At 62.1% G+C, this 22031-nt stretch carries 21 protein-coding genes; 14 read left to right on the top strand and 7 right to left on the bottom strand.

Annotation, left to right across the window (positions count from 1 at the left end):
- The first annotated feature begins 22 nt into the window (after positions 1 to 22).
- The 5 genes from miaA (at position 23) to ACFMPD_RS02305 (ending at position 7452) form a co-directional block, all read left to right on the top strand.
- On the top strand, positions 23 to 889 hold the full coding sequence (gene miaA / locus ACFMPD_RS02325; protein WP_380991394.1) for a tRNA (adenosine(37)-N6)-dimethylallyltransferase MiaA: 867 nt from the start codon (positions 23 to 25) through the stop codon (positions 887 to 889).
- 270 nt (positions 890 to 1159) lie between these two features.
- Positions 1160 to 2827, top strand: coding sequence for an ABC transporter substrate-binding protein (locus tag ACFMPD_RS02320; protein WP_380991392.1), 1668 nt, complete (start codon positions 1160 to 1162; stop codon positions 2825 to 2827).
- Between the two features lie 142 nt (positions 2828 to 2969).
- The gene (locus tag ACFMPD_RS02315) at positions 2970 to 4016 is read left to right on the top strand and encodes an ABC transporter permease (protein ID WP_380991390.1); all 1047 of its coding nucleotides are present in this window, start codon (positions 2970 to 2972) and stop codon (positions 4014 to 4016) included.
- A 15-nt stretch (positions 4017 to 4031) separates the two neighbouring features.
- Positions 4032 to 5225, top strand: a complete 1194-nt coding sequence (locus ACFMPD_RS02310) for an ABC transporter permease (protein WP_380991388.1) — start codon at positions 4032 to 4034, stop codon at positions 5223 to 5225.
- A 142-nt stretch (positions 5226 to 5367) separates the two neighbouring features.
- Entirely contained in the window at positions 5368 to 7452 is a 2085-nt protein-coding gene (locus tag ACFMPD_RS02305; protein ID WP_380991386.1) for a dipeptide ABC transporter ATP-binding protein, read from the top strand.
- Positions 7453 to 7539: 87 nt separating this feature from the next.
- On the opposite strand, the gene ACFMPD_RS02300 is transcribed toward ACFMPD_RS02305, so the two are convergent.
- Complete coding sequence (locus ACFMPD_RS02300; protein ID WP_380991384.1) at positions 7540 to 7941, bottom strand: hypothetical protein; 402 nt, start codon at positions 7939 to 7941, stop codon at positions 7540 to 7542.
- A gap of 147 nt (positions 7942 to 8088) precedes the next feature.
- Positions 8089 to 8673, bottom strand: a complete 585-nt coding sequence (locus ACFMPD_RS02295) for a lytic transglycosylase domain-containing protein (protein ID WP_380991382.1) — start codon at positions 8671 to 8673, stop codon at positions 8089 to 8091.
- Between the two features lie 192 nt (positions 8674 to 8865).
- Here ACFMPD_RS02295 and ssb point away from each other — a divergent pair, with 192 nt between their 5' ends.
- From ssb to ilvN, 6 genes are all read left to right on the top strand, one after another.
- Positions 8866 to 9369 carry a single-stranded DNA-binding protein gene (ssb, locus tag ACFMPD_RS02290; protein ID WP_380991380.1) on the top strand — a complete coding sequence of 168 codons (504 nt, stop codon included), beginning with the start codon at positions 8866 to 8868 and terminating at the stop codon, positions 9367 to 9369.
- Positions 9370 to 9681: 312 nt separating this feature from the next.
- Entirely contained in the window at positions 9682 to 10110 is a 429-nt protein-coding gene (locus ACFMPD_RS02285; protein WP_380991378.1) for a DUF2852 domain-containing protein, read from the top strand.
- A gap of 89 nt (positions 10111 to 10199) precedes the next feature.
- Positions 10200 to 10643 (top strand): RDD family protein, encoded by a 444-nt coding sequence (locus ACFMPD_RS02280; protein ID WP_380991376.1) that lies wholly within the window; start codon positions 10200 to 10202, stop codon positions 10641 to 10643.
- 71 nt (positions 10644 to 10714) lie between these two features.
- A complete protein-coding gene (locus ACFMPD_RS02275; protein WP_380991374.1) occupies positions 10715 to 11536 on the top strand; it encodes an arginyltransferase in 822 nt (273 codons plus the stop codon).
- Positions 11537 to 11915: 379 nt separating this feature from the next.
- Positions 11916 to 13667: an acetolactate synthase 3 large subunit gene (locus ACFMPD_RS02270; RefSeq protein ID WP_380991372.1), complete on the top strand. Its 1752-nt coding sequence runs from the start codon at positions 11916 to 11918 to the stop codon at positions 13665 to 13667.
- A gap of 87 nt (positions 13668 to 13754) precedes the next feature.
- A complete protein-coding gene (gene ilvN / locus ACFMPD_RS02265) occupies positions 13755 to 14315 on the top strand; it encodes an acetolactate synthase small subunit (RefSeq protein WP_380991370.1) in 561 nt (186 codons plus the stop codon).
- A 3-nt stretch (positions 14316 to 14318) separates the two neighbouring features.
- On the opposite strand, the gene ACFMPD_RS02260 is transcribed toward ilvN, so the two are convergent.
- On the bottom strand, positions 14319 to 14669 hold the full coding sequence (locus ACFMPD_RS02260; RefSeq protein WP_380991368.1) for a hypothetical protein: 351 nt from the start codon (positions 14667 to 14669) through the stop codon (positions 14319 to 14321).
- Between the two features lie 242 nt (positions 14670 to 14911).
- On the opposite strand from ACFMPD_RS02260, the gene ACFMPD_RS02255 reads away from it, so the two are divergent.
- The 3 genes from ACFMPD_RS02255 (at position 14912) to ACFMPD_RS02245 (ending at position 17195) form a co-directional block, all read left to right on the top strand.
- Positions 14912 to 15709 (top strand): helix-turn-helix domain-containing protein, encoded by a 798-nt coding sequence (locus tag ACFMPD_RS02255; protein WP_380991366.1) that lies wholly within the window; start codon positions 14912 to 14914, stop codon positions 15707 to 15709.
- Positions 15710 to 15819: 110 nt separating this feature from the next.
- Entirely contained in the window at positions 15820 to 16980 is a 1161-nt protein-coding gene (locus ACFMPD_RS02250) for an aromatic ring-hydroxylating oxygenase subunit alpha (RefSeq protein WP_380991717.1), read from the top strand.
- On the top strand, positions 16977 to 17195 hold the full coding sequence (locus ACFMPD_RS02245; protein ID WP_380991364.1) for a hypothetical protein: 219 nt from the start codon (positions 16977 to 16979) through the stop codon (positions 17193 to 17195). The genes ACFMPD_RS02250 and ACFMPD_RS02245 overlap by 4 nt, the downstream gene beginning before the upstream one ends.
- Here the strand turns inward: ACFMPD_RS02245 and ACFMPD_RS02240 are convergent.
- The 4 genes from ACFMPD_RS02240 to ACFMPD_RS02225 all read right to left on the bottom strand — a co-directional run bounded on the left by ACFMPD_RS02240 (position 17192) and on the right by ACFMPD_RS02225 (position 21873).
- Positions 17192 to 18004 (bottom strand): DUF2189 domain-containing protein, encoded by an 813-nt coding sequence (locus ACFMPD_RS02240; protein ID WP_380991362.1) that lies wholly within the window; start codon positions 18002 to 18004, stop codon positions 17192 to 17194. The genes ACFMPD_RS02245 and ACFMPD_RS02240 overlap by 4 nt on opposite strands.
- Positions 18005 to 18200: 196 nt before the next feature.
- Complete coding sequence (locus tag ACFMPD_RS02235) at positions 18201 to 18554, bottom strand: peptide chain release factor-like protein (protein WP_476463227.1); 354 nt, start codon at positions 18552 to 18554, stop codon at positions 18201 to 18203.
- On the bottom strand, positions 18518 to 19669 hold the full coding sequence (gene prfB / locus ACFMPD_RS02230) for a peptide chain release factor 2 (protein WP_380991360.1): 1152 nt from the start codon (positions 19667 to 19669) through the stop codon (positions 18518 to 18520). The genes ACFMPD_RS02235 and prfB overlap by 37 nt, the downstream gene beginning before the upstream one ends.
- A gap of 137 nt (positions 19670 to 19806) precedes the next feature.
- Positions 19807 to 21873, bottom strand: coding sequence for a beta-propeller fold lactonase family protein (locus ACFMPD_RS02225; protein ID WP_380991358.1), 2067 nt, complete (start codon positions 21871 to 21873; stop codon positions 19807 to 19809).
- Positions 21874 to 22031 lie beyond the last annotated feature (158 nt).

The following is a 22031-nucleotide window of genomic DNA, read 5'->3' as shown; positions in this document are numbered from 1 at the left end:
GTGCAGCCCGGATCGGACCGGCATGAGGAATTTGCCCGAAATCCCCGCCGATCGGCCGGTGCTGATCGCCGGTCCGACGGCCTCGGGAAAGTCGGCCCTGGCGCTGGAGATCGCCGAACGCGGCGGCGGCGTCATCATCAATGCCGACGCCAGCCAGGTCTATGATTGCTGGCGGGTGATTACCGCCCGCCCCGCGCCCGCTGACGAAGCAAGGGCCGCGCATGCGCTATACGGTCACGTGCCCTGGACCGTGTCCTATTCTGCCGGCGACTGGCTGCGCGACCTGACGCCCCTGCTGGGCGGACCGCAACGCCCGATCATCGTCGGTGGCACCGGCCTGTATTTCTCCGCGCTGACCCGCGGCATGGCGGTCATCCCGCCGGTTCCGCCCGCCCTTCGCGCCCGGGCCGATTCGATGTCTCTGGCGGATCTGCTGGATGCGGTCGATGCGCGCACTCTGTCGGGGCTGGACCGGCAGAACCGGGCGCGGGTTCAGCGCGCCTTTGAAGTACTGACCGCCACCGGCCGGCCGCTGGCAGACTGGCAGGCCGACACGCCGCCGCCGCTCTTGCCGGTGGACCGAACCGTGCCGCTGGTTCTGCAAACCCCGCGGGACTGGTTGCTGGACCGGATCGAACGGCGTTTCGACCAGATGCTGGACCAGGGCGCGCTGACCGAGGTCGGCACCATGCTGGACCGTTTCAATCCGGCTCTGCCGGCCTTCAAGGCCATCGGCGTACCGGAACTGGCGGCGTATCTGCGCGGCGAAATCGACCTGGAAACGGCCCGCCGGCGCGCCACCATCGCCACCCGGCAATTCGCCAAGCGACAGCGCACCTGGTTCCGCTCCAAGATGCAGGACTGGATCCAGGTTCAACCTTCGATCTGACGCGAACCCTCGCGTCCGTTGCCGGGACCGGGGCGAATCCGGGGGCCGGCCCGGCCTTTTCGCGGGCAGGATGTCGTTTTTTTGTGATCGGAATGTCGCTTTTTTACCCTCATATGACCAAACCGAACATTGACGGGCCGAGAAAACTGGGGCCGAATGCTGTCAGGGGGATGGTAAAATCTGAAAACAGACGTCGCGCTCTTCGATCAGGCGGTGGTTTCGCCTGCGGCGCGCATCCCGGATAACCGACTGCAAGACAGGGAAAATCGTATGACAAAGCACACAGAAGACGCTCGCCCACCCCACTGGGCCGCGCAAATGCACGCCCGGGAATACCGCGAGGGCCATCTCAGCCGCCGCGAATTTTTGGCGCGCGCAACCACGTTGGGGGTGTCCGCCGCGGCCGCCTATGGCATGATCGGCCTTGCCGCCCCGACAAAAGCGTCGGCGCAGGAGATCAAGCAAGGCGGCACCCTGCGCATCGAACATTACGTCAAGGCTCTGAAGGACCCCCGGTCCTATGACTGGAGCGAGCTGGGCAACCAGACCCGGGGGATGCTGGAATACCTGGTATCCTACAATCGGGACGGGTCGTTCTCGGGCATGCTGCTGGACAGCTGGGAAGTCAACCAGGACGCCACGCAATACACGCTGAAGCTCCGCAAGGGCGTGAAATGGCAGAATGGCGACGATTTCACCGCCGACGACGTGGCCCGCAACATTGCGCGCTGGACCGATGCAACGGTCGAAGACAGTTCCATGGCCACGCGGCTGACCGCTCTGGCCGATCCGGAAACCGGCAAGGCGCGCGACGGCGCCATCGTGGTTGTCGACGAGCACACGGTTCAGTTGAATCTGGCCAACCCGGACATCGCCATAATCGCCAATTTTTCGGACTATCCCGCGGCGCTGGTGCATTCCAGCTATGACGGGGGCGATCCGTTCTTTGCGATCGGTACCGGTCCCTATCGCGGCGTGTCGATGGAAGTCGGCGTGAAATGCGTGGTCGAACGCCATCCGGACCATACCTGGTGGGGAACCGAAGTGTTCGGCGGCCCCTATCTCGACCGGGTCGAATATATCGACTACGGGACCGATCCGGCAGCCTGGGTCGCGGCTGCGGAATCCGAAGAGGTCGACCTGTTCTATGAAACCATCGGCGATTTCATCGACATCATGGATTCGATCGGCTGGGAACGCAGCGAGGCCGTGACCGCCTCGACCGTCGTGTTCCGACCCAACCAGCAGACCGAAGTCGACGGTATCGTTCCCTATGCCGATGCGCGCACCCGCCGGGCGCTGGCCATGGCGGTCGACAACGAGGTTTGTCTCGAACTGGGCTATAACGGCCGCGGCACAACGGCGGAAAACCATCACGTCTGCCCGATCCACCCGGCCTATGCCGATATCGGCGCTCCGACCTACGATCCGGCGGCGGCAAAGGCGTTGATGGACGAGGCCGGCATGGGCGATTTCGAACATGAGCTGATCACCATCGACGACGACTGGATCCGCAACACCGGCGACGCGATCGCGGCCCAGCTGCGCGACGCAGGGATCAACGTGAAACGCACGATCCTGCCGGGCGCGACGTTCTGGAACGACTGGACCAAATATCCGTTCAGCGCCACATCGTGGAACCACCGGCCGCTGGATGTGCAGGTGTTGTCACTGGCCTATCGGTCAGGCGAGGCGTGGAATGAATCCGGCTATGCCAATCCTGAATTCGATGCCCTGATCAATCAGGCCCTGGCGATTGCCGATGTCGAAAAGCGGCGCGAGGTGATGGCCAAGATCGAAACGCTCATGCGCGAGGATGGGGTGATCATCCAACCCTACTGGCGGTCGCTCTATGCCCATAGCAACGGCAATGTGGTGAACGCCGAAAAGCATCCGTCGCACGAGATCAAGATCCACGAGATCGGCTTTTCGGCCTGAACGGATCCCGGGCGGGGCCGGTCCGACCGGCCCCGCCTTGCGGATCGCGTCCGCACGCTGACGGATTTCGGGTCGTGACAACAGGCCGCCGGTGAACGCCTTTTGCGGCACGCCGGACACCGCACAAGAAACAGGGACAGGGATGGGACTATTTATCTTACGCCGCGTCGGGATGATGCTGGTCACCGCACTCTGCCTGACCTATGTCGTCTTTTTTCTGACCAATCTTTACCCGAACCTCGAAAAGCTCGGGAAAACCCAGGGCAACGTCCGGATGACGGATGCCCAGGTGGAAAGCTGGCTGGACAAGCGCGGCTATCTGCAGCCCACGGCCGTCAAATACGGCGAATGGCTGGGGGTTCTGCCGGGCTTTACCTATTCCGACTCTGACGGTCGGGTCAGCGGGCGCTGCATCCGTGGCGATCTGACGGCCGAGACGGCCCCCAAATTCTGCGGCATCCTGCAGGGCGACTGGGGATATTCCATCGTGTTCAAGCAGCCCGTGCGCGAAATCATCGCGACACGTCTGGCGCTGACCGGCAAACTGATGTTCTGGGTGATGATCCTGATGGTGCCCGCCGCGCTGATCGTTGGAGTGCTGGCCGGCATGCGCGAAGGATCAAAGACCGACCGCACGCTGACCACCTTTTCGATCATCAGCACGGCGACGCCCGAATATGTCTCGGGGGTGATCCTGATCGCCGTTTTCGCTTCGTCGGCGGTGGGGCTGAAATGGTTCAAGGGCACCGCAACCTCGGCGATGGACGACGCCAATTTCGGCAACTTCTTTCTGCCGGTCCTGACCATCTCGCTGTACGGCATGGGCTATATCGCGCGCATGACCCGGGCCAGCATGACCGAGGTGATGACCGCGCAATACATCCGCACCGCGCGTCTGAAAGGCGTCAAGTTCAGCAATATCGTCCTCAAACACGCCCTGCGCAACGCGCTGATCGCGCCGTTTACCGTGATCATGCTGCAATTTCCCTGGCTGCTGAACGGCGTGGTGATCGTCGAGACCCTGTTCAACTACAAGGGGTTCGGCTGGACGCTGGTGCAGGCAGCAAGCAACAATGATATCGAGCTCTTGCTGGCGGTTTCGGTGGTCTCAGTGATCGTGGTGCTGGTGACGCAGCTGATATCGGATATCGGCTATGTCTACCTGAATCCGCGTATTCGCATTTCGTAAGGGAGGAACGGGAACATGGAACCTCTCGGCACATTCGAAATTTTCACCCGAATCCTGTACCAGTTCACCCCGGTCTGGCTGGCGCTGATCATCCTGTTCGCCGTCTCAGCCGCGTTCAAGCGGCGGCTGGGTCTCTACGGCAAGCTGTTTGACAGCCCGATCGGCATGATCGGCTTTGCGCTGGTGATGTTCTGGGTCTTTACCGGCATTTTCGGCGCGCTGGATCTGATCGTCACCCATGATCCGCTGGCCCAGCTGTCCGGAATGAAGAACAAGGTCCCGGGCACACCACTGCGCAGTCCCGAAGACGGCCAGTACGCCTGGTATCTGCTGGGTGGCGACAACCTGGCGCGCGATGTTTTCAGCCGCATGGTCAGCGGCGCCTGGGTGGTGGTGCAGATCGCCCCGCTGGCGACGCTGTTCGCCTTCATGGTCGGCATCACCCTGGGCCTGCCGGCCGGCTATTACGGCGGCCGGCTGGACACGCTGCTGTCATTTCTGGCGAACCTGATCCTGGCCTTTCCGGTGATCCTGCTGTTCTATCTGCTGGTCACGCCCGAGATCGTCGTCACCGGCGTGCCGAACTACATGGCGACGGTGTTGTTCATCTTTCCGATCATCTTTGTCGGCGTCCTGCTGAACTCGCGCTATTACACCCAGCCGCGCTTTCGCACACCATTGCTGATCGGAGTGCTGGGCGTGATGACATGGCTCTATCTGTCGCTGATTTCCGAGGCCGGAACCAAGGTCGCGATCCTGCCCGGCGTGCTGGACATCTTTGACATTCCCGGCGGCATTCTGGTCGTCTTTGTCTCGGTGGTCTTCGTCAACTCGCCCACAGTGTTCCGCATCGTGCGCGGCCTGGCGATGGACATCAAGACCCGCGACTACGTCGCCGCCGCCCAGACCCGTGGCGAAGGCCCCTGGTACATCATGCTGTGGGAAATTCTGCCCAATGCGCGCGGCCCGCTGATCGTCGATTTCTGCCTGCGCATCGGCTATACCACGATCCTTCTGGGCACGCTGGGCTTCTTCGGCCTGGGCCTTCCACCGGAAAGCCCGGACTGGGGCAGCACCATCAACGAAGGGCGCAAGCTGTTGTCGATCTACCTGCACCCGGCGCTGCCGCCAGCCTTTGCCCTGCTGTCGCTGGTGCTGGGATTGAACCTGCTGGCGGACGGGCTGCGCGAGGAAAGCCTCAAGGACTAGCGACGGGAAAACGGGGCGCAAGGCTGCCAGCGCCGCCGTCCCTCGACACCCAGGCCCCCGTTTCCGCGGGGCGCCAGACGAAACAAGAGGAATGTGCCGCAAGGCACGCCTTTGGATACCGACCGGCAACGGGAGAGACGACATGGCGAAATGGGATTATGACGGCCCGATCCTCGAAATCGAAAAACTGTCGATCAGCTTCTTCACGCGACTGCGGGAAATCCCGGCAGTGATGGATTTCTCGGTGATCGTGCAACCCGGCGAAGCGGTCGGACTGGTTGGAGAATCCGGCTGCGGCAAATCCACCGTAGCGCTGGGGGTGATGCAGGATCTGGGCAAGAACGGCCGCATTGTCGGCGGCAGCATCAAGTTCAAGGGCCGCGACCTGTCCGGGATGAGCGCCGAGGAACTGCGCGGCATCCGCGGCAGCGAAATCGCGATGATCTATCAGGAACCGATGGCCAGCCTGAACCCGGCGATGAAGATCGGCAAGCAATTGATGGAAGTGCCGATGATCCATCAGGGCGCCAGCGAGAAAGAGGCCTATGACCGCGCCCTGCAGGTGGTCACCGACGTCAAGCTGCCCGACCCCAAACGCATTCTGGATGCCTATCCGCACCAGTTGTCCGGCGGCCAGCAGCAGCGCATCGTGATCGCGATGGCGCTGATGAGCGAACCGTCGCTGCTGATCCTGGACGAACCGACCACCGCGCTGGACGTGACCGTCGAAGCGGCCATCGTCGAACTGGTCAAGGATCTGGGCCGCAAATACGGCACGTCGATGCTGTTCATCAGCCACAATCTGGGCCTGGTGCTGGAAACCTGCGACCGCATCTGCGTGATGTATTCCGGCGAGGCGGTGGAACGCGGCAGCATCAAAGAGGTGTTCGACGAGATGCAGCACCCCTATACGCAGGCGCTGTTCCGCTCGATCCCCCTGCCCGGTGCCGACAAGAACAACCGCCCGCTGGTCGCCATTCCCGGCAATTTCCCGCTGCCGCACGAACGTCCCCCGGGGTGCAATTTCGGACCGCGCTGCGACTATTTCGAAGAAGGCCGCTGCGATCAGGGCAATATCGTCATGGAACCGGTGCCCGGCAACGACCAGCATCATACGCGCTGTCTGAAATTCCGCGAAATCGACTGGAACGCCCCGTTGCAGGCCGCCGAGGTCAAGCAAAAGGGCGAGATCGGCGACGTGGTCCTGAAGATGGACAATCTCAAGAAATATTACGAGGTCGCGGCCAACGCGATATTCGGCGGCGGCAACAAGAAGGTGGTCAAGGCCAACGAAACCTTGTCCTTTGAGGCACGCGAATCCGAAACCCTGGCCATCGTCGGCGAATCCGGTTGCGGCAAATCCACCTTTGCCAAGGTTCTGATGGGTCTTGAGACCGCCACCGAGGGCCAGATTCTGCTGGACAACCGCAATATCGAACAGATCCCGATCGAGGCGCGCGACACCAAGACCATCTCAGCCATCCAGATGGTGTTCCAGAACCCGTTCGACACGCTGAACCCGTCGATGACCGTGGGCCGCCAGATCATCCGGGCGCTGGAGATCTTTGGCATCGGCGACAGCGAAGCGGACCGCCGCCGGCGCATGCTGGAACTGCTGGACCTGGTGAAACTGCCCCGCGCCTTTGCCGAGCGGATGCCGCGGCAATTGTCCGGCGGCCAGAAACAGCGCGTCGGCATCGCCCGCGCCTTTGCCGGCGGTGCCCGTATCGTAGTGGCGGACGAACCGGTCTCGGCGCTGGACGTTTCGGTGCAGGCCGCCGTGACCGACCTGCTGATGGAGATTCAGCGCGAGGAAAAGACCACGCTTCTGTTCATCAGCCACGACCTGTCGATCGTGCGCTATCTGTCGGACCGGGTGATGGTGATGTATCTGGGCCACGTGGTCGAACTGGGCACCACCGACCAGGTGTTCAGCCCCCCCTATCATCCCTATACCGAGGCGCTGCTGTCGGCGGTGCCGATTGCCGATACCTCGGTCGAGAAAACCCATATCGTGCTTGAGGGCGACATCCCCTCGGCGATGAACCCGCCCAGCGGCTGCCCCTTTCAGACCCGCTGCCGCTGGAAATCCGACGTCCCTGGCGGTCTGTGCGAGAAAGAAGTGCCACCGGTGCGGATGCGCGACGGCGATCACCAGATCAAATGCCATCTTTCGGACGAAAAACTGGCCGAGATGGAACCGGTGATCAAGATCGCCGCCGAATGATCGCGCGTGTGATCGCGCCCTGGCCTGATCGTCAAGCGGATGCGCCGGGACCGGGTCGGTCGCGCTGACACGCCTGGACCCAGGCCGTCAGATCAGGGCGGTGGCAATCGTCGCGACCGCATAGGCGACTGCGAAAAAGAAAAATCCGGGCCGCGTGCGGCGCAGATAGACCGACACCAGAACCATCGGCAGCGACAGCAGAAACCCTGCCATCCCGGCCAGCCCGACAAGTTCGCCATAGGCGGTTCCCGGCCCCCAGGGCGATCCGGGCAGCACCGCGCCCTGGATCAGAACGCCGATCAGAATGCCCGACAGCGTGCCGGTGGCCATACTGGCCAGATTGCGGCCGACACCGCGCGGCCGCCGCACCGCAGCCTTGGGCCGATGTCTGCCCTGCGTCGCGGCAAAACGGATCGGAGTGAATTCCTGTGGCTCGGGCAGACGCTTTTCGATACGCGCCAGCCGTTCTTCAAAGGTTGTCGCCGCCATGGCCGCCTCTTTCAAAGATCGGGATCACAGCCAAGCTTTGCCAAGGATCAAGGCACGATTATGGCGATGTCTTGACTTCGTCGGGTCACTTGCGCAGACCGGGGCCGCCCCGCGACACTGCAAAGGCCCCGCGCGTCGCTGGACACCCTAGCTGCCCCAGATCACCCGGACATAGTTTCGGGTTTCCTTGTAGGGCGGCACACCGCCATGCTTTTTGACCGCTGCGGGGCCCGCGTTATAGGCCGCCAGCGCCAGGCGCCATGATCCGAACGCGCGATATTGCCGCGCCAGATAACGGGCACCGCCGTCCAGATTTTCATATGGATCGCGCGGATTGACTCCCAAAAGGCGCGCCGTCGCCGGCATCAGCTGCGCCAGACCGATTGCGCCCTTGTGCGAAAGGGCCGTCGGGTTCCAGCCCGATTCCTGCTGGACCAGACGGGCGAACAGGTCTTCGGGCACGTTGTGACGCCGGGCCGCGGCCTTGGCCATACCCAGATACTTGCCCTTGTATTTGCCGAAATACCCCTTGGCGCCCCATTTTGACGGGGTATGCACGGTCGGCGGTTTCAGGCGCACGGAATTGGCGTATTGCTTTGAGGCCCGGCCATCCAGAACCCGGGTCTGGGCGCTGAACAGATTGCGCTGGTTCTTGGTCGCGAACATGTCGGCCCCGGCCGGCATCGCCGTCCCAAGCCCCACAATCACCAGCCCAAACGCCAAGCTGCGCATCCGGTTTCTGCCCTGTCTCAACTGCCTCACGCCGCAATATACCGGGATCCGGGCAAAATGCCAGTCTCTGCATGAGGAGAGCCCGTTATCCGTGTTTCAACCTGTGTTCCAGGCGTATAGTCTGGCCCGAACCGGATCGCTCGGATTCGGACCTGCAACAGGCGAAACAAGAAACACAGGATCGGGAAGCTCATGGCCGGCTCAGTCAACAAAGTCATTCTCATCGGAAACCTGGGTCGCGACCCCGAGGTGCGCACCTTTCAGAACGGCGGCAAGGTCTGCAACCTGCGGATCGCCACGTCGGAAACCTGGAAGGACCGCAACACCGGCGAGCGCCGCGAACGCACCGAATGGCACTCGGTGGCGATCTTTTCCGAACCGCTGGCGCGCGTGGCCGAGCAATATCTGCGCAAAGGCTCCAAGGTCTATATCGAAGGCCAACTGGAAACCCGCAAATGGCAGGACCAGAGCGGCAATGACCGCTACAGCACCGAGGTCGTTCTGCGCCCCTACAAGTCGGAACTGACCATGCTGGACGGTCGCGGCGAGGGCGGCGGTGGCGGCGGCGGCGGATATGGTGGCGGCCAGGGCGGCTATGACAGCGGCCCGCAGGACGACCGTTTCGGCGGCGGCGGTGGTGGCGGCGGGCAGAACGCCCCGGCCTCGCGCGACATGGACGACGAAATCCCGTTCTGATTGCCCCCTTGCCCCGCCCGGGCAGGAAAACCGATAGATCGACATGTCCCGGCCCAGGAACTGGCCGGGATTTTTTTGTCCGGGGGTACGGGCTGGGGCAGCCCGCACCGGGGGCGCTCTTGCCGGCCCTGACCGCTGCCCCTTGCGGTTTCTGCTGATGCAGCGAAAATACCGGCTGCGGCGGGTTGCGCCAGCCTGAATGTAAAAAACATTCACATCCCCCTTGCAATTGCCGCTGCGGGTTCCGATCTATTCAATGTGAAAGACATTCACATACCAAACCGACCACCTGATCTGGAGAGAGACCTGACAATGACCATGATGACCGACACCGTCCCCGCCACGTCCCATCCGGGCTGGTTTTCCCGCAGCGAGGCCTGGCTTGACAGCAAGGGCAAGGGCGCCTGGATCGCCGCAATGGTCCTTGGCTTTGTCTTTTTCTGGCCGATCGGCCTGGCCCTTCTGTTCTACATGATCTGGAGCAAACGCATGTTCAACAAATCCTGCAGCCGTGCGAGCTGGAAAAAACACCGCATGAGCGTCACCACGTCGTCCGGCAACAGTGCCTTTGACGCCTATAAGGAAGAAACCCTGCGCCGGCTCGAAGAGGAACAGAACAATTTCGAAGCCTTTCTCGAACGGCTGCGCGAAGCCAAGGACAAGGCCGAGTTCGACCAGTTCATGGAAGAACGCGCCCGCAAGGCGGCCCGCGACGACAACAACGAAGACGAAGCCGCCTGATCCGCACCCTCACCCGCCGCCCCCGCCTGACCGCGGGGGTGGCCTGACCTGTCCCAATACCCATAGCCCGTAGCCCTGGAAGCCTTGACATGTTTCATCTGCCCGACCCCGACCGCCAACCCCAGTTCTATGCCGCAGTACCGGCCAAACGGCTGCTGGCCTGGGTGATCGACATGGTGCTGATCCTTGCGCTCAGCCTGGTGGCCGTATTGCTGACCGCCTTTGTCGGCGCCTTTGTCTGGCCGCTGCTGGTGCTGGTCATCGGTTTTGCCTATCGCGTCGTGACCCTGGCCAACGGGTCGGCCACCTGGGGCATGCGCTTTGCCGGGATCGAATTTCGCACCGCGCAGGGCACGCGGTTCGACATTCAGATGGCGCTGGCCCATACCACCGGCTACACGATCAGCATCGCGGTGCCGATCCTGCAGGTCATCTCTATCGTCATGATGCTGACCAGCGCCCGCGGCCAGGGCCTGAGCGACGCCTTCCTGGGCACGGTCGCCCTGAACCGCAGGTCGGTAATCAATGCCTGAATCCGCACTTGGCGGGACCGGCATCGGTTGTTATCCTTTTTGGAAAGCAACCGCGGACTTTCTGACCCTCTATGCGCCACACCCTACCCATTGCGCCGCAATTCTATGTGACGGCCCCTCAGCCCTGCCCCTATCTCGAGGGCCGGATGGAGCGCAAGCTGTTCACGTCGCTGCAAGGCGAGAACGCGGACCGGCTGAACAACAGTCTCAGCCAACAGGGGTTCCGGCGCTCGCAGAACGTGCTGTACCGCCCGTCCTGTGCCGAGTGTTCGGCCTGCCTGTCGGCGCGGATTGATGTGTCGCGGTTCAAACCTTCGAAAAGCCAAAAGCGGACCGCGCGCCGCAATGTCTCGCTGAGCCGGCGGGCCACGTCGCCCTGGGCGACAGAGGATCAGTACGATCTGTTCCGCCGCTATCTTGACGCGCGCCATGCCGATGGCGGCATGGCCGACATGGATGTGTTCGAATTCGCCGCGATGATCGAGGAGACCCCGATCCGCAGCCGGGTGATCGAATATACCGACCCCGACGCCCATGAGTTGATCGCGGTCAGCCTGACCGATGTTCTCGAGGACGGGTTGAGCATGGTCTATTCCTTTTACGCCCCGGACCGACCGCAATTCAGCCTGGGCACGCATATGATCCTGGATCACATCGACATCGCCCGCAACGCCAACCTGCCCTATGTCTATCTGGGCTATTGGGTCCCCGGCAGCCAGAAGATGGGCTACAAGGCCAAGTTTTCCGGTCTCGAAGTGTATTTCGGCGGCGAATGGCAACAGATGAACGATCCCCGGCACTACGACACGGAAACCCATCCGCTGTCCACCGATCCGATTGCCGAACAGGTCGCCAATATCAACCTGCCGGATCGCCGCCCGACCCGTCTTTGAACATCGTTCCGTGCAGCCCCGGCATTGCCACCGGCAAAACCGGTGATGCCATCGGGTTTGCCCGCGACCGCATCGACCGGCCACCGGTGCGAGAAATTTCGTCGCACCGGGACGAAAGGCGGGACGAAAAGCGGGAAAATCAGCACATGCCGGCAAGGCCCGGCCCGATTCCTGGCCCGATTGCCTGTTGACGCCCGTTTGCGGCGCAAATAATCTGCGCCCAGCATGAATGGAGCCTCTGGGATGAAGACCCTAGTCGTAATCGTAGGAAACACGCGCATGGGCCGGTGACGGTAGACCATATCTAACCCCATGCGCCCCCGCCAAAGACCGGGGGCTTTTTTGTGCGCAAAACGCTGTCGCGGATGGAGCTAAACAGATGACACGTGAAATGACCGGAGCAAAGATGTTGATTCAGGCCCTCAAGGATCAGGGTGTGGACACGGTATTCGGATATCCCGGCGGCGCTGTACTGCCCATCTATGACGAGATCTTTCAGCAGAATGACATCCGCCACGTGCTGGTGCGCCACGAACAGGGCGCGGTGCATGCCGCCGAGGGCTATGCCCGCTCGACCGGCAAGCCCGGTGTCGCGCTGGTGACCTCGGGGCCGGGTGCCACCAATGCGGTGACCGGCCTGACCGATGCGCTGATGGACAGTATACCGATCGTCGTCTTTTCCGGGCAGGTGCCGACCTTCATGATCGGCTCGGACGCGTTTCAAGAGGCCGACACGGTCGGGATCACCCGCCCCTGCACCAAGCATAACTGGCTGGTCAAGGACACAGACCGGCTGTCCGGTGTCGTGCACGAGGCGTTTCATGTCGCCACCTCCGGGCGCCCGGGGCCGGTGCTGGTCGATATTCCCAAGGACGTGCAATTCGCCACCGGCACCTATACCCGGCCCTCGCCCACCGCGTCGCGCTATCAGCCGCAACTCAAGGGCGATCTGCAAGAGATCACCGAACTGGTGGCGGCCATCGAAAAAGCCAAGCGCCCGGTGTTCTACACCGGCGGCGGGGTGATCAACTCGGGCCCGGCGGCCAGCCAGCTGCTGCGCGAGCTTGTCGACGCGACCGGTTTTCCGATCACCTCGACCCTGATGGGCCTGGGCGCCTATCCGGCCAGCGGCAAGAACTGGCTGGGCATGCTGGGCATGCACGGGCTGTACGAAGCCAACCTGGCGATGCATGATTGCGACCTCATGATCAATATCGGCGCGCGGTTCGACGACCGTATCACCGGGCGCATCGATGCGTTCAGCCCGAAATCGATCAAGGCGCATGTCGATATCGACCCCAGCTCGATCAACAAGGTGATCAAGGCCGACATCCCGATTGTCGGCGATGTCGCGCATGTGCTCGAAGACCTGCTGAAGGTGTGGAAATCCCGCGGCCGCAAGACCAATGCCGAGGCGGTGGCCAAGTGGCACGCAAAGATCGACGCGTGGCGCAAGGTGGACTGCCTGGCCTTTAGCGAAAGTACAAAATCGATCAAGCCGCAATATGCCCTGACCCGGCTGGAGGCGCTGACCAAGGACCGCGACCGCTATATCACCACCGAGGTCGGCCAGCACCAGATGTGGGCGGCGCAATACATGACCTTTGAAAGCCCGAACCGCTGGATGACGTCGGGTGGGCTGGGCACGATGGGCTATGGTTTCCCGGCCTCGATCGGCGTGCAGATGGCGCATCCGGACAGTCTGGTCATCAATGTCGCAGGCGAAGCCAGCTGGCTGATGAACATGCAGGAGATGGGCACGGCGGCGCAGTACCGCCTGCCGGTCAAGCAGTTCATCCTGAACAACGAACGCCTGGGCATGGTGCGCCAGTGGCAGGAACTGCTGCATGGCGAACGCTATTCGCACAGCTGGTCCGAGGCGCTGCCCGATTTCGTCAAGCTGGCCGAAGCCTTTGGCGCCAAGGGCATCCTGTGCAAGGACCCGGCCGATCTGGACGATGCGATCATGGAGATGATCAATTATGACGGGCCGGTGATCTTTGATTGTCTGGTCGAGAAACACGAGAACTGTTTCCCGATGATCCCCTCGGGTAAGGCGCATAACGACATGCTGCTGGGCGAGGCCGAAACCCAGGGTGTCATTCAGGCCGGTGGCGCGGTTCTGGTTTGATCCAGACCGCCTTCCCCGCAGGACAACGCGCCGCAAGCTCGGGTAATGATCCGACCGGCGCACGAGACGAGATCGAGGAACATGAACATGTCTGCACTACACATCAAGAAAGGCGCGACCAAGCATTCGGCCTATAACCTGCGCCCCACCTTTTCGGATCAGAACGAAAGCCACACGCTGGCGGTGCTGGTCGAGAACGAACCCGGCGTGCTGGCGCGCGTCATCGGGCTGTTTTCCGGGCGCGGCTATAACATCGAAAGCCTGACGGTGGCCGAGGTGGATCATACCGGCCATCTCAGCCGCATCACCATCGTCACCACCGGCACGCCGCAGGTGATCGAACAGATCAAGGCCCAGCTGGGGCGGATCATCTCGGTGCACGAGGTTCACGACCTGACGGTCGAAGGCCCGTCGGTCGAGCGCGAACTGGCGATGCTGAAAGTGGTCGGCGAAGGCGACAAGCGGGTCGAAGCCCTGCGACTGGCGGATATCTTCCGCGCCAGCGTCGTGGACAGCACCCTGAACAGCTTTGTCTTTGAAATCACCGGTGCGCCGGAAAAGATCGATGCCTTTGGTGATCTGATGCGGCCTCTGGGTCTGGCCGAGATCGCCCGTACCGGCGTGGCCGCCCTGTCGCGCGGCGAATAAGGCTCAGGCTTCGGCGCGGCACAGGCCCAATTCGCGGAACTCTTCGGCGCGCCGCAGGTCAAAGATGCGGCGCATCGGCGCAAAGTCGATGCGCTCGCGCCCGGGCTTTGGCGGCATATCGCAGGGGCTGGTGGCCACAGGCGCCATCGCTCCGCCCTCGTTGTTCACCAACCGCGGATTCTCGGCGACTCGCAGCTCGCTGCGACAAGCCTCGTCGAACTCGACCCAATCGCCGGCGGTCAGCACCACCGGATCCTCCTTGTCCCGCCGATAGAACGCCAGATCGCCGTGATCTTCGCACCAGATCACCGCCTTGCCGTACTGCTTGTCGCTCCACATGACTAAACCGAGCATTATACCTTCCCATTCACACCTGATACCGGGAAGATTGGGGCAAAACTTTAGCCACAGTCATGGATTATCCCGGGTCGCACCCTTGCTTTTTGCGACCAAGCGAGTAGCCTTTTGACCCCGGATGGAACCATGGCTGACGCCAACCGGCGTCAGATCACGCGACGTTCCCTCGAAGAACAATAATAACAAAACAGGACCCTGGGACCGGCGAAATGCAAACGATCACGAAGACTGGAGCGGTCATGTCCAGACCGGTACGATCCCCGGCGGAATTGCGCAACATGTTCGGAGCCAACCTGCGCCTTCTGTCCAAACGCTACCCATCGGTTTCCGAGCTGTCCCGCCAGCTTGGCATCAACCGTACCCAGTTCAATCGTTATCTCTCTGGCGAAAGCTTTCCGCGTCCCGATGTTCTGGACCGTATATGCGATTTCTTCAATGTCGATGCGCGAATCCTGCTGGATCCGGTCGACAGCCTGGTCACCGCGCGGCCGGTCCTGAGCGGACCGATCCTGTCGGACTTTGTCGGTGCCGGCATTCGCGACATCCCGCATGACCTGTTTCCAAGCGGCCTGTACCGTTTTTCCCGGCGCAGTTTTACCGACGACGCGCGCTTTGTCGTCGGACTGGTCTATGTGTTCCGCAATTGCGGACACACCTATGTGCGCGGCTATGAGGCCCGCCAGGCCATGCAGATGCAGGGCCTGCCCACCGATGCCCGCACCCGCGAATTCCGGGGCTATGCGATCCGCCAGGAGGATGGCATCGCGCTGATGATCTCGCGCCGCAAGGCAATGACCAGTTCGTTCAACTATCTCGCCCGCGTGCCCTCGTTCGAGAACAATTACTGGGTCGGCTACGTCACGCGGACGATGCGCGAAAGCGCCACCGCTGTCCGCGCCGCCCGTATGGTCTATGAACATCTCGGCAACAACCGAAAGACCATCCTCGAAGCCGCCCGCGGCGCCGGTTTTCGCACCGACGCCGAACTGCCGCCGTTTCACCGCCGATTGCTGCAACCGGACGAAGCCTTTCGCTGATTGCCGACGAAAGCGACCCGGAATGTCGCGGTGAGAAAACTCGCGTCGCTGAGAGAGCGGACAGACGCCCCTGTCTGGTTAGGAATAACCGACCAGATGAGGAGAGGATCATTTCTAGAACCGCCACCGATCTTTCCGCCGTGCGCCGTCCAATCGACCGCGCTCAAGGGTTGCCCAACGCGCATTACACCGATGCCGGCGTCTTTGACGAAGAAAAACAGGCGTTGCTGGCCAGCCAATGGGCCGGGCTGGCCGTGGCGGCGGACGTGCCGGAACCGGGCGATGCGGTGCCGATCAGCTTTCTCGGCATGCCGCTGCTGTTGATCCGCGACAAGCAGGGCGCGGTGCGGGTGTTTCAGAATACCTGCCGCCACCGCGGCATGATCCTGGTCGAGGCGCCGCGCAAGATCGAGGGCGCCATACGCTGCCCCTATCACAGCTGGTGCTATGCCACTGACGGCCGCCTGGTCAGCACCCCGCATGTGGGCGGACCGGGGCAGAACACGCATGACGGCATCGACCGCGCCACGCTGGGCCTGATCGAGGTGCGCAGCCATGTGTGGTTCGACGTGGTGTGGATCAACCTGTCGGGCGACGCACCGGCCTTTGACGTGGCGATGTCCGATCTGATGGCCCGCTGGGCCGAGTTCGACAGGCCGCTGTTTCACGGCGGCGCCGAAAGCCGGTTTCAGCTGGATGTCGCCTGCAACTGGAAACTGGCGGTCGAAAACTATTGCGAAAGCTACCACCTGCCCTGGGTGCATCCGGGTCTGAACAGCTATTCCCGGCTGGAAGATCACTATCACATCGAACAGCCCGGAGCATTTTCCGGCCAGGGCACGCGGGTCTATCGCCAGATCACCAACGAAAACGGCCAGGTCTTTCCCGATTTCCCAGATCTGTCCGCGCGCTGGGACACGGCGGCGGAATATATCGCCGCCTATCCCAATGTTCTGCTGGGCGTGCATCGCGACCACGCCTTTGCGATCATCCTGGTGCCGATGGCGCCGGATCGCACGATCGAGCAGGTGCATCTCTACTATACCCAGCCCGCCACCGACGAGGGGCTGCGCGCCCGAAACGCCCAGCAATGGAAGACGGTGTTCGAAGAGGATATCTTTGTGGTTCAGGGCATGCAGCGCGGACGCCGTGCGCCGGGCTTTGACGGCGGACGCTTTTCGCCGGCGATGGACGGGCCGACGCATCTGTTTCACGACTGGGTTGCCGGCAGGATGCAGCATCACCGCCAGCAGGCCCACGCCGCCGAATGAGCGATCTAGAAGCTCGGCTTCTGGCCGCGCATGCACGCGGCGATCGTCGTGCACTGGTGCAGCTGTATACCGAGGCCGCAGATACCGCGCCCGACCCGGACGCGGCCGGGTTCTATCTCACCCATGCTTATGTCTATGCGCTGGAACAGGGGGATCCGGCCGCAGTCAGCCTGCGCGCCCGGCTTGTCTCTGCCGGGCGCGAACAGGACGATTAGGCACCGACTTCCGCTTCGATCTCAGTGTCAGTCTCGGCGGGCTCGTCGATTTTCAGCTGGTCGTAAAGGTGCCAGGTTGCGTGCCCCAACAGGGGCAAGGCCAGGAACAATCCGACAAACCAGGGGATCAGCGCCGCAAAAGTCACAGCGGCAATGATGATTGCCCATCCCAGCATCGGCACCGGGTGGGCCAGGACATATTTGAAACTGGTGATCATGGCGGTGACGAAATCCACCTCGCGATCCAGCAGCAATGGCAGGGCCAGCACCGTGATCATATAGAGCAGCAGCGCAAACAGCGCCCCGACCGCAGTGCCAACCAGCAGCATGGTGATCCCGTTGACGGTCAGAAAGACATCAAAAGAGGTCGAGACATTGGTCATCGTCGACAGGCCCATGAACAGCGCAAAAATCATGTGTCCGATAAAAAACCACCACAGGAAAACCACGATGATGATGGCGCAGATCGACGGCAACTGGCGCCGGCCCTGTTTCAGCACCACGCCGAAAATCGCCGATCGGTCCAGCGGCTCCTTCAGCTCCAGCCGGCGCGACACCTCATAAAGGCCAACCGCGGCAAAGGGACCGATCAGGGGAAAGCCGATCGCCGCCAGAACCAGCCAATAGGTCGTTCCGGTCTGCGCCGTGACCCAGGTCATCAGCCAGCCGCCCAACACATAGAATCCGGCAAAGGCCAGACCGAAAAACGGTGCATTGCGGAAGTCCTGCCAGCCTCGGGCCAGCGCTGTGCGCAGGATATCGCCGTCTGCCGGCGCCAGTTTCGGCACGCCATGTTTCAGTTCGCTCACTCTGCACCTCTCCTCTGCATGTGCCTCTCCTCCATCCTAGCCCGATGCGCGGTTCGGCGCGCCGGTAACAGGGCAGGCGCGGTTCTCTTCATCGCCCGCCATCCCGCCGAAATGTCATATCATAGTTGCCTTGGATTGTCCGGGCCACCTGATCCCGCGCAACTGTGGTTTGCACGTTGAACGCACGCGCGCGCACCTATCCCTCGTTCTGCGCCTCGGCGCGCGATTTGCCGGAAACGTCCAGCGCCAGTGTGGCAGCCATGAACCCGTCCAGATCGCCATCCAGGACGCCCTTGGTGTCGCTGGTCTCGAAATTGGTCCGCAGATCCTTGACCATCTGATAGGGCTGCAGGACATAGGATCGGATCTGGTTGCCCCAGCCGGCATCGCCCTTGCTTTCGTGCGCCTCGTTGATCGCCGCGTTGCGCCGGTCCAGCTCCAGTTGATACAGGCGCGATTTCAGCGCCTTCATGGCGATGTCGCGGTTCTGGTGCTGGGATTTCTCGGAACTGGTCACCACGATCCCTGTGGGATGGTGGGTGATCCGCACCGCGGAATCGGTGGTGTTGACGTGCNAACGTCCAGCGCCAGTGTGGCAGCCATGAACCCGTCCAGATCGCCATCCAGGACGCCCTTGGTGTCGCTGGTCTCGAAATTGGTCCGCAGATCCTTGACCATCTGATAGGGCTGCAGGACATAGGATCGGATCTGGTTGCCCCAGCCGGCATCGCCCTTGCTTTCGTGCGCCTCGTTGATCGCCGCGTTGCGCCGGTCCAGCTCCAGTTGATACAGGCGCGATTTCAGCGCCTTCATGGCGATGTCGCGGTTCTGGTGCTGGGATTTCTCGGAACTGGTCACCACGATCCCTGTGGGATGGTGGGTGATCCGCACCGCGGAATCGGTGGTGTTGACGTGCTGCCCGCCGGCGCCCGAACTGCGATAGGTGTCGATGCGGATATCGGCGGGGTTCACCTCGATCTCGATATTGTCGTCGACCACCGGATAGACCCAGACCGAACAGAACGAGGTGTGCCGTTTGGCAGCGCTGTCAAACGGGCTGATACGCACCAGCCGGTGCACGCCGCTTTCCGATTTCAGCCAGCCATAGGCATTCTGGCCGCTGATCTTGTAGGTTGCCGACTTGATCCCGGCCTCGTCGCCGGCGCTTTCCGATTGCAGTTCGACCTTGTAGCCCTGTTTTTCCGCCCAGCGGACATACATGCGCGCCAGCATGCTGGCCCAGTCGCAGCTTTCGGTGCCACCGGCCCCGGCATTGATCTCCAGAAACGTGTCGTTGCCGTCCGCCTCGCCGTCCAGCAGCGCCTCCAGCTCTTTCTGCGCGGCCTTCACGGCCAGCGATTTCAGCGCCGCCTCGGCCTCGCGAGCGACCTCTTCGTCCTCTTCCATCTCGGCCAGCTCGATCATCTCGACATTGTCGTTCAGATCGCGTCGGATGGTCTCATAGGTTTCCATCGCATCGACCAGCATCTGCCGATCACGCATCAGTTTCTGCGCCGCTGTCGGGTCGTCCCACAGGTTCGGATCCTCGACACGGGCATTGAACTCCTCCAGCCGGTGGGCCGCGGTGTCCCAATCCATCCGCTGCGCCAGCAGGTTCAGCGATTTCTCGATTTCAGCGACGGTATTCTGGGTTTCGGCGCGCATGATAGTCCTGCCATGTGATCTGTAAGTGCCGGTGATAGACCAGCACCGGCAGGCGGGCAAGCGACGCCGGAAAAAGACCCGCCCCAAGAAAGGGACGGGTCCGAAATTTGGTGCCAGGAAAGGGCCCGGGATCCGGGTCAGAAGATAAAGTCGTCGGCGCCAAGATCGGCCTTGGCCACGCCGATCAACTGGATCGAATTGGCACCGCCGCCGATCACCGTGTTGCCCATGAATTCGAACGATCCCGCCAGCACCTGCGAGAAATTGTTGAACCCGCTATGCCCGGACAGATCGATGCGATCGCCGTTGACGTTGAAATCCTCGATTGTGTCGCCGCCATGGAGGGTTTCAAAGACAAAGACGTCATTGGCGCCGCCGCCATTCAGGCTGTCATCGCCCGAACCGCCGACCAGCCGGTCGCGGCCGCCGCCCCCGTTCAGATCGTCATTGCCGGCGCCACCGATCAGGATGTCGTTCTTGGAGCCGCCGTCGATGCGGTCATTGCCGTCACCGCCATTGCCGGTGTCATTGCCGCCGCCCAGGATCAGCCGGTCATTGCCGGCCCCGCCCATAACCGTGTCGTGACCGCCCTGCCCGTTCAGGATGTCGTTGCCGCCGGCGCCGGTCACGCTGTCATTGCCATTGCCGCCGCGAATGTTGTTGCGCCCGGCGTCTCCGATCAGCGTGTCGGCATGGGCCGAGCCGATGATACCTTCGATCTGCGAAAAGATGTCGCCGGCGGCATCACCGCCCGAGGCCTGACCGGTGGCCAGGTTGACGGTAACCGCCTGCGCCGAACCGGCATAGCTGATCTGGTCGACACCGCCGCCGCCGATCAGCACATCCGGGCCGGCTCCGCCTTCCAGGATGTCATTGTCGCGACCGCCGCTGAGCACGTCAAAGCCGTTGCCGCCCTGCAGGATATCGTTGCCCCGGTGGCCCGACAGCACGTCATCGCCATTGCCCCCCAACAGCAGGTCCTTGCCGGCCCGGCCCACCAGATCGTCATCGCCGTTCTGCCCGACGATGCGATCGGCCCCGTTGGTCCCGACCAGCGGATCGTCATTGGCGCCGATCTCATAGACCGCCACACGGTTGCCGCTCTTGGCCGTGACCAACACGAATGTGCGCGACCCCATCTGCTGGACATGAATGTCATCGGCATTGTCCAGTTCGACCGAAGACGTGATCGACTGCACCAGGGTCGGCACGCCGGCCGCGTCGATTGAGAACACCGCCAGCGTGTCGTTGGCGCCCGACGTGGCCAGCAGATACTGCACCCCGTCCACGGTCAGGGGTTCGACATTCTGAAAGCCCCACAGCTTGTACTTAGCGTTCATGTCCGTGGTGCTGAGATGGGTCATCGTGCCGTTGGGCGCCATGCGATAGATCAGCATGTCATAGCCGTTGCTGTTGGCCAGAACCACGTAATGCTTGCCGTCGATTTCCAGCGCGGTGACGTCGCGGACCGAGCGCTGTTCGGCAAAGGTGACGTTCTGCACATCGACCAGATTGCCGGCATTGGTCAGACGGAACACGCTGAACCCGTCATCGCCGCCGTAGGATCCGGTGATCACAAAGGTCTTGTCGCCGATCACATGCGTGTCCATCGCCCAGAGCTGATCCAGCTGATAGCCGGGTTTTTCGACATCTTTCAGCGAGTCCGTCAGGGTCAGCACCCCGGTCGGCCCCACCTTGTAGACCGACAAGGCATCGCTGCTGTAACTTGAAGTTACAAAGAACGTGTTGCCGCCCACCTTGACGCTGTCGATCGAGGTCGGATTGCTGACCAGCCCCTGCGCGGCTGTCGGCTCGCCGGTGCCGGGAAAGTTCCGGTAGCTGTCCAGGTGGATCAGATGACCATCGGTGCCGACCCCGTCATCGTCAATACGGAACATCGAAATGGCGCTGCCGCCATAGGCCAGAGCGGCCAGGAAATACTCGTTGCCCACCTTGACCACATCCAGCCCGACAACGCTGTGCAGTTCGACGGCAGTGCTGTTGGCAATCGACATCACCGGCGTCAGTGTGCCGTTAGCGGCGATTTTCAGCACCTGGATTCCGTGCGCACTTTCGCCTGCGACATACACATAGGTCACACCGTTGACCTGAATGGTTTTCACATAGGTGGCGCCGGACAGCTCGGGGGCTGTGGCATGCTGGGCAACCGAATCCACGAATTGAAACGTACCAATGACATCCATCGAAATCTCTCCATCAATAAAACACACGTCAATGGATCAGAGATTAATCGCAAGTTAATAAAAAATGGAACCGGCAAAGATAACACAATCGACGTTTTCTTGACCCTGCCGAACCCAGCGACCCGGCGCATGGCGCCATGTGTCGGTCATGGATCACG

The organism is Sedimentitalea sediminis, from assembly GCF_042687825.1.
In the GTDB taxonomy this organism is placed as follows: Bacteria; Pseudomonadota; Alphaproteobacteria; order Rhodobacterales; family Rhodobacteraceae; genus Sedimentitalea.
Note: the sequence above shows the minus strand (reverse complement) of the source record. Positions and strands in the feature narration are given on the sequence as shown.